This is a genomic window from Mitsuokella sp. oral taxon 131 str. W9106, from assembly GCF_000469545.1.
Classification (GTDB): Bacteria; Bacillota; Negativicutes; order Selenomonadales; family Selenomonadaceae; genus AWVT01.
In genome coordinates this window covers 23,475-36,259 of sequence record NZ_KI273065.1, presented here as the reverse complement: position 1 = coordinate 36,259, position 12,785 = coordinate 23,475, and the positions used below count along the sequence as shown (strand labels likewise).

The following is a 12,785-nucleotide window of genomic DNA, read 5'->3' as shown; positions in this document are numbered from 1 at the left end:
GCCATGGGAATGAGGCAAAGCGATGCGGAACGAGCGACTGCCGTTTGGGGGCAAGGACTTCGGAAGGTGTTTGCGCGAAAGGGGCGGCCTGCCGTCCATGCGCTGAAGGGCGTGGATTTTATCGTGCGGGCAGGGACGCTCACAGCACTCGTTGGCCCGGACGGCGCAGGGAAGACGACGCTCATGCGGCTCGTCGCCGGCCTTTCGTCGCCGACGGCAGGGCAGCTTCGCGTGACGGGGCTTGACCTAGCGGCTGGGGAGCGCACGGTGCAGGAGGTGCAGTCGCGCCTCAGCTACATGCCGCAGAAGTTTGGGCTGTACGAGGATCTGACGGTCACCGAGAATTTGGCGCTCTACGCCGACTTGCACGGCGTGGTGCAAGAGGCGCGAAAGGCGCGCTTCCAAAAGCTGCTTGCGATGACGGGGCTGGGTGCGTTTGCTGGGCGGCTCGCGGGAAAGCTCTCGGGCGGCATGAAGCAGAAGCTCGGACTTGCCTGTACGCTCGTGCGCTCGCCGAAACTCCTGCTCCTCGATGAGCCGACAGTCGGCGTTGACCCGCTATCGCGGCGCGAGCTATGGGAGATCCTGCGGCAGATGGCAGAGGAGGAGCATATCTCGACGTTCGTCAGCACCGCCTATATGGATGAGGCTGCGCGCTGCGACACGGTCTATGTGCTGGATCGCGGCGAAATGCTCTTTGCCGGAACGCCGGTGGAACTCGGCGCGCGCGCCGGCAGCGTGGAGGGAGGCTTTCTCGCACTCCTTGCCTCTGCTGCCGAAAAGCGCGGCGAGGCGGCTGCCTCGCCGGATTCCTCCTCGTCACGACGAAAGGCAGAGGCGGCTTCGCGCGCGCCAGTCGAAATCGAAGTGCGTGATCTCGTGAAGCGCTTCGGTCGCTTTACGGCGGTCTCACACACGTCTTTTTCGGTGCATCGCGGCGAGGTGTTCGGGCTGCTCGGCCCAAATGGCGCAGGCAAGACGACGACGTTTCGGATGCTCTGCGGCCTTTTGCCCGCGACTTCTGGGACGCTGCGCGTGGCGGGCGTGGATCTTCGGCGCGCGCGGCGGGAGGCACGCCGGTCGATCGGCTACGTCGCGCAGAAGTTTTCGCTCTACAAGGATCTGACCGCCCGCGAAAACCTCGCGTTTTTCGGCGGGATCTACGGCCTTTGCGGGGCGCATCTCGCAGCGCGCATCAAAGCCGTCGCGGACGAGTTCGAGCTCGGCGCGCGCCTCGGCGATGCGGCAGGCAGTCTCCCCGGCGGCTACAAGCAGCGGCTTTCGATGGCGGCGGCAATGCTGCACGAGCCGCGCATCCTCTTCCTCGATGAGCCGACGAGCGGGATCGACCCGCTAGCGAGGCGCACGTTTTGGCAGCAGATTCGGCGGTTTGCGGCAGGCGGCACGACCATTGTCATCACGACGCATTTCATGGAGGAGGCGGAGCACTGCGACCGCTTCATGATTCAGGATCATGGCGAGATGCTCGTGCTCGGCAGCCCCGCCGCGATTCGCCGCGAGATGGGGATGGCGGACGCGGACATGAACGCAATCTTTATCGCGATTGTCGAGCGGGCAAGGGGCGCGAAGGCACAGGGGACAAAGGGGGAAAATGAGCATGGGACGTGATGCAAGGGCGTCGCTGCGCCGTCTCGGCGCATTGACGAAAAAGGAGTTCCTGCAGCTCGTGCGCGATCGCAGCACGATTCTGATGGGCGTCGTCCTGCCGCTCGTGCTCGTCCTGCTCATCGGGTTCGGCATGTCGCTCGATGTGCGCGATGTGCCGACAGCCGTCGTGCTTGAAGACGATGCGCCGTCGGCGCGTGAGGCAGCGCGCTTTTTGGATGGCTCGGTGTATTTTTCCCCGCGCTACGTCCGTTCGATGGAGGAGGCGGAGGCGCTGCTTTTGCGGCATGAGGCCGATGCGATTTTCTGCGTCCCACCGGATTTTTCGGCCGAGCTCGCGCGCGGCGAGGCAAAGGTGCAGCTCATCCTAAACGGCGTCGAGGCGACGACGGCGATGTCTGTCTCGCGCTACGTCGAGGCGGCTGTGCTGACGTATGCCGCAGGGCAGCACCGCTTAGCGGCGATGCCGAATGGCGCGGTACAGGTGGAGGGGCGCATCTGGTTCAACGATGCGAATACGAGCACGTGGTTCTACGTGCCGGGCATCCTCATGCTCGTCCTCACGATGAGCGGTGTCTTCCTGACCTCGGTCGTCATGGCGCGCGAGTGGGAGCGCGGGACGTTCGAGTCGCTTTTCGTGACGCCCGTCCGAATTTACGAAATCATTCTTGGAAAGGTGCTCCCCTACTTCGTGACCGCGATGCTTGGCATGTTTCTCTGCCTGATGGCAGGGCATTTCCTCTACGCGCTCCCCATGCGCGGCTCGATGGCGCTGATCCTCCTCGTCTCCATGCTCTACATCGTCGTCGCGCTTTCGCTCGGACTGGTGATTTCTGCCGTGACGAAAAACCAGTATGTCGCGTGCCAAATTTCCTCGCTTGTGAGCTTCCTTCCGTCGGTCATGCTGTCGGGCTATCTCTTTGACCTCCACTCCGAGCCGCTTGCGATTCGGGTGATCAGCCGCCTCTTTCCGACGACGTACTACCTGCAGCTCATGAAGTCGCTCTTTCTATCGGGTGACTATTGGCCGCTCATTGCGCGAAACGGGCTTGTGCTCGCCGCCTTTGCGGCAGGTTTCGCGGCCCTTGCCCTGCATTTGACGCGAAAGAAGGTGGCATGATGGGAGCGGCTCGCCTTTTCTTCCGAAACCTGCGCGTCCTGTGCCGCAAGGAACTCATCGCAACGCTTCGCGACCCGCGTCTGAAGGCACTGCTTCTGCTCGCACCGCTCCTGCAAGGCTTTCTCTTCGGCTATGCGGCGAACTACAATCTCGACCGCGTGCCGTATGCTGCTGTCGATCTCTCCGGAAGCGCCGCCTCGCGCGACTTCCTCGCGCGGCTGGACGGCGCAGGCACGTTCCTGCGCGTGGCCTCGCCCGCGAATGTGTCCGAGATAGCCCCGCTCATTGATGCGGAGGACATTTTGCTCGCCGTCGTCATTCCGCCGGACTTTGAGCGGCAGCTCGCGCGTGGCGGCGTGGCTGATGTGCAGGTCCTTGCCGATGGGCGCAACAGTGCGATTGCGGGGCTCGCGACAGGCTATGCCGCGACGATTGCCGCCGCGTGGAATGAGGCGCGCGGCGCGCGCCCTGCCGTTACGGTGGAGACCCGCACTTGGTACAATCCGAACCAGACGACGCGCTGGAATTTTCTCGCGGGGCTGATTGCGATGATTTCTTTCGTGCAGGTCGTTTCGATCGCGGGGCTTTCGATTGCGAAGGAGCGTGAGGAGGGGACGTTTGACCAGCTTCTCGTGACGCCGCTCTCGTGGGTCGAAATCCTCATCGGAAAGGCGATGGCACCGATTCTCATCGGTCTTTGGCAGAGCATGGTGCTGTTTTCCATCGCATTTTTTTGGTTCGGCGTGCCGTTTGCCGGGAGCATTCTCTCGATCCTGCTGACAATTTTCGTCTTTGCGCTGAGTTCGACGGGGATCGGCCTCTCGATTTCCTCCATTTCGCGCAATATGCAGCAGGTGCTCGTTTACTGCTTCGTCATCCTGATGCCGATGGTCATGCTGTCGGGCATCGCGACGCCCGTACACAATATGCCGGACGCACTTCAGGCCTTGACCTTCTTGGATCCCATGCGTTTTGCCGTCGATGCGATTCGGCGTATCTACCTCGAAGGGGCAGGGCTTTTTGATGTTGCGCAAGATCTTTTTGCCATGCTCGCGATTGCTGCGGCGACACTGCCGCTTGCTGGCTGGCTCTTTCGCCATAAAACGGTCTGAGGCGGACGGAAAATAAGACGGAAAATAATTCGGTTGAAAAAATTTTAGGAAAATAGTAAACTAAGAAAATAGTAAATGAAGATGTACTATTGCGGATGGAACGGATGAGGAGGCGGCGGATGCTCCACTTACTGGAATGGATTGGTGCGTTTGTGCTGCGCCGTCTCACGGAATTCGGCACGATCATCCTGCTCTACGCCCAGACGTTGCGCGCACTGCGCCAGCGCCTTCGCGTCCGCCATATTCTTACGCAGATGTCGCATCTCGGCGTGGATTCCCTGCTCATCGTGAGCCTCACGCTCCTTTTTACGGGCGTGGTATTCACGCTTCAGACGGCGGATGTGCTCATCCGGTTCGGCGCGCAGAATACAGTCGGCGGCATCATCGTGATCGCGATCGGGCGCGAGCTTGGTCCCGTGCTTGTCGGCGTCGTCTGCGCAGGACGCGTCGGTGCGGCGATCACGGCTGAGATTTCGACAATGAAGGTCACGGAACAAATCGATGCACTTCGCGTCATGGCGGTAAACCCGGTCAACTACCTCATCGTTCCACGCATGCTCGCCTGCATGATGGTCGTGCCGATCCTGACGGTGTTCGGCGATGTGATCGGCGTGTTCGGCGGATGGTGTGTCGCCGTCTTCTATTCGGGGATCAGTTCCTATGCATTCGTCGACTCGATCAAGACGTTTGCCGTGCTGTTTGATTTGACGGGTGGGGTGTTCAAGGCAATTTTCTTCGGCAATGTCATCGCTGTGCTCGGCTGCTACTACGGGCTTTCCTGTCCCGCTGGGGCAGAGGGCGTCGGACGCGCGACGACGAAGACGGTCGTCGCCTCGATTATCGTCATTTTCATCTTGAATGCCGTCTTGACATTCTTGCTCTATTAAAGGATGCAGCATGATAAAACTGGTAGGGATTCGCAAGTCTTTTGGCGAGAAGGAAGTCCTAAAAGGCATTGATCTCACGATCAAGGCAGGAGAGACACTCGTGATCATCGGAGGATCGGGATCTGGGAAGAGCACGCTCCTGCGTCTCATGATCGGGCTGATCAAGCCGACGGGCGGCAAGATCCTTATCGATGGAGCCGACACCGTGCCGATGACGGAGGAGGAACTTGACCGCGTGCGCCTGCGCATGGGCATGGTCTTTCAGTATTCGGCGCTCTTCGACTCGATGACAGTCGGCGACAACGTCGCATTCGGTCTTCGCGAACACACGAAGAAAAGCGAGTTGGAGATCGCCGCCATCGTGCGTGAGAAGCTGCACCTCGTCGGGCTCGGAGGCGTGGAGGACATGATGCCGAGCGAACTTTCGGGCGGCATGAAGAAGCGTGTGAGTCTGGCGCGGGCGATCGCGTTTGAGCCGTCTATCATATTTTACGACGAGCCGAGCTCAGGGCTCGATCCATTGATGACGGAAAAGATCGATGAGCTCATCGTCAATACGCAGAAGGCACTCGGCGTGACGAGCGTTGTCGTCACGCACGATATGGCGAGTGCATGCCGCATCGCGGATCGGATCGCCATGCTCTGCGATGGGTACATGATCGCGGTCGATACGGTCGGGCGGTTCAAGGAAAGCAAGGATGCGCGCGTGCAGGCGTTTTTTCATGCGCTTCGCACGGCAAAGGAGGCGAAACCATGACGACAGAGGCAAAGGTTGGCGCATTTACGTTAGTCGGAATCTTTTTATTTGGAGCAGCTGCCGTACTCCTCAGCGGATTTTCGCTCGGTCGCACGAGTGGCTATACACTCTACGCAGGCTTTCACGAAGTCATCGGCGTTACGCCTCAGTCTGTCGTCCGCCTATCCGGCGTGCCTGTCGGTGCGGTCAAGGCGATCAAGAACGAGGGGGGCGGCGTCATGGTGACGCTTTCGATTCAGGGCGATACGAAGATTCCGAAGGGCTCGCATGTCGCGATCGGATCGACAGGCGTCATGGGCGATAAGTTCATCAATATTACGCCGGCAAAGGATAATGGCATATACCTCGGCGACGGGGATTACTTGATCGGCGAGGACGAAGCGGGGATGGACAACGTGTTCGAAGGCATATCCAGGTCGCTCGACAGGGTTCAGACGATCCTCGAATCGATGAATGAGATCGTAGGCAACGCCGATTTCCAAAAGGATGTCCTCCAAATGGCAGCGAACGTGCGTGAGACGACGGCGCATCTTTCCAGTCTCGTCGCGGCGATGGAGCAGACCGTGCGGATGAATCAGGGCAACGTTTCGCAGATGCTCCAGAATCTGAATGCGGCGACGGCGAGCATGAATCGCACGATGAACGATGTCGAGGCGATGATGGCGAACCTGAAGACGGTCGGTGCCGATCCGCGGACTGCCGAGAATCTCCGTGCGACGCTCGCAAACGTCAAGGATGCGAGCGAACGCATTGCACATATGGCAGAGAATATGGATCAGACATTCGGCGATCCAAAGACGGCAAAGGATCTTCAGCAGACGATTCAAAACGCGCGCGTAATGACAGGGCGGGCAAAAGGCATGATGGACGAACTCGATGCAATCGAGGTAAAGCCGTCGGCGGACATGCTCTACAGCGGCAGTGCGCATGACTGGAGAACGAATTTCAATATGGATGTCGAGGCAGAGGGCGGGAAGTTCCTGCGCCTTGGCCTTGAAGATATCGGCGACGGCGACCGCGGCAATGTGCAGCTCGGCATGCGGCGCGGCAGAATCGGCGCGCGCGCAGGCGTCGTCGCAGGCGATGTCGGCGCAGGGCTTGATGTCTATAGCGGCGACCGATTCCGCTTCTCGGCGGATGCCTACGATTTCGACGACATGGCGGTGCGCCTCCGCTCCGAGTATCGGCTCGGCAGCGGTGACACATGGCTGGTCGGCGAGTGGGATCACGTCAATGACAGCAAGAACCGCGCCGCGTATTTCGGCGTTCGCCAAGCATTTTGATTGGAGGGGGACTTTACATTGAAACAGAAGACGCATGTTCATAAAAAACTCGCTTCTCTCGTCGCGGCAGGGCTTTTTTCCGCTTCGCTTTTCGGTACGGCATTCGCGGAACAGTCGATGCAGATCGGGCTTCAGGACGCCGTGCAGATGGCGCTCATGAATAACCGCGCGATCCATCAGTCGCTTACGAATGTCGATGCGGCGGCATGGTCGCTTTCGGGCGCGCGCCGCACGATGGGGCCGAAGCTCACATGGGATACGACGGCAGCCCGCATCGGTGGCAAGTCATTGGATTCCGCACACGCAGCGCATGCAGCAGGCCGTGGCCCTGCATACGATTGGACGTGGAGCAATACGGCACAGGTCGGCATGCCGCTCTACAACGGTGCGGCGAACGGTCAGATCGAGCAGGCGCGCTACGGGCTGAACAGCGCCGATCTCGCGCTTGAAGAGACGAAGCAGTCCGTTCGCTTGCAGACGACGGCAGACTACTATCAGATCCTTCAGTGCCGCAACCTCATCGACGTGCAGCAGGACGCTGTAAACACGCTGCAGGAGCACCTCAGCAACGTCAACGCACAGTACCGTGTCGGCACGGTCGCAAAGTCGGACGTGCTCGCTTCGCAGGTGCAGCTCGCAAATGCACAGCAGTCGCTTGTCACGGCGCAGAACAACTACCAGATCGCGATGGCAACACTCAATAACGTGATCGGCCTGCCGACGGACACGGTGCTTGACATCCGTGATCGGCTGAGCTATCAGAAGTACGACCTCGATCTCACGGACTGCACGAATTATGCGCTTTCCCACCGTGCGGACGGTGCGGCAGCCCGCTATCGGGTCAAGCAGGAAGAGGCGAGTGTCAAAACGGCGCGCGCCGGCTATCAGCCAACGGTGAACGCCGCTGTCTCGCGGACGATTGCGGGCGAGGATCCGTTCGGCACGGATCATGACAGCAGCGATAGTTGGAGCGCAGGAGTGTCCGCTTCATGGAATGTATTCGACAACGGCGTGACGCGTGCGAGCGTGCGCGCGGCAGAGGCCTCGCTCCTAAAAGCAAAGGAGACCGCGGCGCAGACGGACGAAGCGATCCAGCTCGACGTGCGCACGGCATACCTCAATCTGCAGGCGGCAGAGAAGAACATCCAAACGACTTCGACGGCTGTCACGCGCGCAGAGGAAGACTACAAGATCGCACAGGTTCGCTACAGTGCTGGGGTCGGCACGAATCTCGACGTCATGGATGCCGAGGAGAAACTGACGGCTGCACGGACGAATTACTACACGGCGCTCTACGGCTACAATACGAGCAAGGCATCGCTTGACAAGGCGATGGGGCTGCCTATCGACCTCGACGTCGTCAAGTACACGGAGGCCGAGCAGGAAGGCAAGACGGCGCCGCAGGCACGCGAGGCAGCGAAACTGCACGATGACGCCGTGTTTGACGCAAAACATCTCGCCGACAGCACGAAGCGGGCGGGAGCGCCGGCCGTGCAGAAGAAGACGGAACATGTGGAGAAACCGTCGGCTGCAGCAGAAAAGCATGTGCCGGAAAAACAGACTGCCACCGCGAATTCCGTTGCGCGTGATATGGAAAAGTAACCGTTTATGGGGATCTTTTGCAGGATAGAAGGAGGCCGGCATGAAACGAAAGGCAATCGGGATTTTTATCCTTGTGTCCGTCGTGCTGGCCGTCTTTGGCGGCTGGGCCTACATCCGCACGGCATCCTTCATGGAGCACGCGGGGGAAGTGGCAGGCGAGACGATGTCCTCTGCGCTTGGCGTTATGACGCAGGTAGGCGCAGTGGAAGTAGACGGTTTTCGCGGCCTCATGATTCATGATATCACGATTTACGACAAGCAGGCGAAACCCATCGTCCACGCCGATTCTGCGCGGGTGAGTTTTCGCCTGCTTTCTTCGCTCACATCGCTTTCCGTACCGGCAGATGCCGTCAAAGATATTACGCTGACGGGCGCTGCAGTCACGCTGGAAAAGCGCGAGGACGGAAGCTGGAATGTATCCGACCTCGCTTCGGATAAAGGAGAAACGATGCCATTCCACGGCAGGGTTCATCTCGAAGATGCGCATGTTGCCGTTCGTGTGGGCGACAAGGAAATCGTATTGCACGACGTAACCGGTTCGGCGGACTGCGCCGATTATCCCGTCCTTCGTGCAGAAGCCACAGCGACCTGTGAAGGGGCAAGCATTTCTGCGTCAGGCACGTATCGAAAAGAACGTCAGATCGTAAATCTCGCCGTTTCCGATGCGGATCTTTCTCCCTTTTTGCCACTTCTTCCAGATGGCATCCTTCCAGATGGTGTGACGGTCGAAGCAGGGCACGTCGGTGCGGCACATCTTGCCGGACAGTACTATGGCAGCGTGCTTTCCTATACGGGCGATGCAACCTTTGATGGAGGACGCGCCGAAGTACTCGGTACGGCAGTAGAGAATATCGCCGGCAGTGTGTTCTTCACGGATGCCGAGGCGCGCGTCAATGCCCGCGCCGAAGCGGCAGGGCAAAAGGCGGACGTGCGCGGCAAAGTGCGCATGGGGGCAGGGGCACCCGATCTCGATCTTACGGTAACGTCCGATTCATTCGCTCCTGCGGCGATTCGCACGGAGCTTCCTTATGCGGGGACAGTCGCCTTTACGGCCACGGTTGCGGGAAAGGCAACCGATCCGACGGTCAATGCGAAAGCTCAAGCAGATGCCGGCACACTCATGGGGATCCCGTTTTCGGCGGCGTCGGCAAACGTGCGCTATCGGAACGGCCACGTCTACGTGCAGGATCTGCATGCGCAGACGTTCGGCGGTGAAATCGCAGGCGAAGCGGAATTTGCTGCGTCGGATTTCGCGTATTCCGCGCATCTGAAAGCGAAGAACATCGACCTCGTGGCACTTCACTCCGTTGTTCCCCAAACGATGGATCTAACGGGTCGCGTGACGTTTGACATCGGGGCGAGCGGCATTTGGATGGACGATGCTGCGCGCAACGTGTACGGCAGCGTCGAACTGCAAAACGGCGGGTACAAAGCGTTGCCGATTGAGCGCGCAGATGCCTCGATAGATCTTTCGGGCGATGCGCTTCACGTCGACTATGCGAGCTTTCGTCTGCCGAATGGAACGAGTCTCGGAATTGAAGGGACAGTCGACTTGGGGAAACATGTCGATCTCGCGTTTTACGGCGGACATGCCGACCTCAGTCTGGTGCAGATGATCATCCCGCAGGCCGATGTGACGGGACTCGGTGATTTTGCAGGAACCGTGCGCGGCGCAGTCGGCGATCCAAAGGTTGAGCTAAAATTTACAGCAATGCACGGCACACTGTTCAAACAGCCGTTTGACAATGTGCGCCTCAAGGCGGCGGGCAGCCTGTCCGAACTCATGATTGAGGACTTCTCTCTCGTGCAAAACGGCAAGCAGCGTTGGTACGTCGAGGGCAGCGTCGGTCTTGCCGGGGAGCAGCGCGTGAATCTGCGCGTGGACACGGTCGGCGTGCGTGCCGAAGATCTTGCGGCGCTCGTCGCGCCCGATGAGCCAATCACAGGCAACGTAGACAACACGATTCGCATTACGGGAACACTTGACGATCCGCAGGCGATCGGCTATATCCACTTTTACCGCGGCAGCTACAAGGGCGTCCTGCTCTCTGGCATGGACGGGGACTACACGCTCGAAAGCGGACGCGTGCACCTCAAGGATTTTCATATCTTCTCGCCGTGGGTGGATGTCGATGTCAACGGCATCGTCGATCGTACGGGCGCACTCGATGTCGCCGCGCAGGTTCACGAGTTTGATATGAAGCGCATCGCGTCGAAGTTCCCCTATCCCGTCAGCGGCAAGGGCAAGTTCGACGGACATATTGGCGGTACGGTATCCGATCCTACATTTGACGGTCATTTGACGGCGCCATCCATCCTATTGAACGGACAGGAGCTAACGGATATGGCAGGCGATCTGTCGTATTATGAAGGCGTCCTGCGTCTCGATCATTTCGGCTTTGCACAAGGCGAGGGCAAATGCCATGTCTCGGCATCGATCGATACGGAGTCCCGTGTGATGGACGGAATGGTTTCCGTGCGCGATGTCGATCTTTCGGCGCTCGGCGCGGTGCTGAATCAGAGAAACGATCTCGTCACAGGACGCATTTCCGGCGAGGCAGTGCTCGGCGGGACGTACGACAGCCCCGCCTTCACGGCGAATGCTTTCGTGGCAAAAGGATTGGTCGCAGGCTACGATATGCACGACATCTCGATTCAGGCACACATGGAGGACGGCACGCTCTACGTAGACTCGCTAAAAGGGATGCAAGGGGAAAACGGCATGCTTTCCGTTACGGGATCGGCAGGCGTCGGGGATGGAATGGATGGACGCTTGCAGGGGAACTTGGAAGCGGAATCGCTCGCGCTTGGACTCTTCGCAAAGATGGGCGGGATCGCTACGCCGGTTGCAGGGACAGCAGATATTTCAGCGACATTTGATGGGACGATCGGAAATCCCTCGGCAAATATACGCCTCTTCGTATGCGACGGCGGTTTTGCAGGCGGTCAATTTGATCGGCTCGAAGGCACGCTTGCGCTCAAGAACGGATTGATTCACGTCGATACACTTCGCGTGCAGAAAGCAATCGGCGGGAAACCGTACGAAGCAAGCGCCGAGGGAATCGTCCCGCTGCGCGCACTGACGGCAGGCGATGCGGAAGAGCTCGCGGATTACGAACAAATCAAGCTGAAACTCTCGCTCGACAAGGCGGACCTCTCGCTTCTCCCTGTTGTATCCGATTCGGTGGAATGGGCGATGGGAGCGACGAACGGTGACGTCGAGATCACGGGAACGGCCGCACACCCATTTTTCAATGGGCACATCATCGTTCCAGCGGGGGCGATGAAGTTTCGCGCGATTGCAACACCCGTGACCGATATGGTCATGCGGCTCGATTTTCACGATAACGTAATGACAGTTCGCGAGTTTTCGGGTAAAATGGGAAACGGATCGTATGCGGGAAGCGGAAAGGTCGTACTCGAAGGGCGGAAGGCGGCTCATTATGAAGGCTCGCTTACGGCCAGCGGGCTGGATGTAAAAAGCAGCTTTTTCCACGGCCCCGTCGACGCGGAAATCAAAGTATCCGAGACGGAGGTCTTCGGACGCAAGATGCCGCTCCTGTCGGGCAATCTGAATCTTCACGACTGCTTGATTTCCGTTCCGACGATCCCCGACCGTGACCGTGATCTCCCCCTGCTCGCACTCGACTTTGACGTGCAGGCAGGCGACCGCGTCCACGCCTACAGCCCCCATCTCTACGATATGTACTTGAAGGGACAGGTGCATTTTGGCGGTACGACACAGCATCCGAAGACGCAAGGCACGATTGCGGCGCGGCGCGGAGGCACGATTACCTATTTGCAGAATGTCTTTTCCGTTCGCGAGGGCACAGCGTATTTCAATCAGTTTGACACATTCCTTCCGAGCATTTCCTTCTTTGCCGATACGCGCCTCAGCCGCATGCGGGTCTTCCTTGCGCTGCAGGGAAGGCTTGACGCGATGGAGTTCAAGCTCTCTTCGAGTCCCGAGATGAGCCAGGAGGAAATCCTGAAGGTCTTGACGTTCCGCAATGCGGGCTCGAATGGCGAGCTGAAGTTTGATGCGGAAGACGTTCTTCTCGCGGGTCTTCAGATGAGCGTGCTCGGCGAGGTCGAGGATGCCGTCCGAAAATTCCTTTGGCTTGACCGTTTCACGGTGGCAGGCGGAAATGGTTCGCTCTTTTCGCAGACGGATACGGAATCCAATCGTGACCGCGATGTCTATCACATCGAGATGGGCAAGTATATCACCGATAAAGTCATGGTGCGTTACAGCCAAGGCATTTCCGGCACGAGCACGAGCCGCATCGGCCTGCAGTACGATCTCGATGATCGATACGGCATATCACTCGACAAAGAAGGCGGGGAATACATCATCAGCGGAGAGGCTCGCATACGCTTTTAAAAAAGGAGGGGTTT

8 protein-coding genes are annotated in these 12,785 nt (G+C 59.1%); all 8 read left to right on the top strand.

Annotated features, from left to right (window positions below; translation table 11 throughout):
• Positions 1-9 precede the first annotated feature (9 nt).
• Positions 10-1,629: an ATP-binding cassette domain-containing protein gene (locus HMPREF1985_RS07985; RefSeq protein ID WP_081695824.1), complete on the top strand. Its 1,620-nt coding sequence runs from the start codon at positions 10-12 to the stop codon at positions 1,627-1,629.
• Complete coding sequence (locus tag HMPREF1985_RS07980; protein ID WP_040637479.1) at positions 1,619-2,746, top strand: ABC transporter permease; 1,128 nt, start codon at positions 1,619-1,621, stop codon at positions 2,744-2,746. The genes HMPREF1985_RS07985 and HMPREF1985_RS07980 overlap by 11 nt, the downstream gene beginning before the upstream one ends.
• The gene (locus HMPREF1985_RS07975) at positions 2,743-3,858 is read left to right on the top strand and encodes an ABC transporter permease (protein ID WP_021772073.1); all 1,116 of its coding nucleotides are present in this window, start codon (positions 2,743-2,745) and stop codon (positions 3,856-3,858) included. Before HMPREF1985_RS07980 ends, HMPREF1985_RS07975 begins: the two co-directional genes overlap by 4 nt.
• Before the next feature lie 119 nt (positions 3,859-3,977).
• On the top strand, positions 3,978-4,745 hold the full coding sequence (locus HMPREF1985_RS07970) for an MlaE family ABC transporter permease (RefSeq protein ID WP_040637478.1): 768 nt from the start codon (positions 3,978-3,980) through the stop codon (positions 4,743-4,745).
• 10 nt (positions 4,746-4,755) lie between these two features.
• Positions 4,756-5,502 (top strand): ABC transporter ATP-binding protein, encoded by a 747-nt coding sequence (locus HMPREF1985_RS07965; protein ID WP_021772071.1) that lies wholly within the window; start codon positions 4,756-4,758, stop codon positions 5,500-5,502.
• The gene (locus tag HMPREF1985_RS07960; RefSeq protein WP_021772070.1) at positions 5,499-6,785 is read left to right on the top strand and encodes an MlaD family protein; all 1,287 of its coding nucleotides are present in this window, start codon (positions 5,499-5,501) and stop codon (positions 6,783-6,785) included. The genes HMPREF1985_RS07965 and HMPREF1985_RS07960 overlap by 4 nt, the downstream gene beginning before the upstream one ends.
• Positions 6,786-6,803: 18 nt before the next feature.
• Positions 6,804-8,387: a TolC family protein gene (locus tag HMPREF1985_RS07955; protein ID WP_040637477.1), complete on the top strand. Its 1,584-nt coding sequence runs from the start codon at positions 6,804-6,806 to the stop codon at positions 8,385-8,387.
• Between the two features lie 40 nt (positions 8,388-8,427).
• The gene (locus tag HMPREF1985_RS07950) at positions 8,428-12,771 is read left to right on the top strand and encodes a translocation/assembly module TamB domain-containing protein (protein ID WP_021772068.1); all 4,344 of its coding nucleotides are present in this window, start codon (positions 8,428-8,430) and stop codon (positions 12,769-12,771) included.
• Positions 12,772-12,785: the final 14 nt, after the last annotated feature.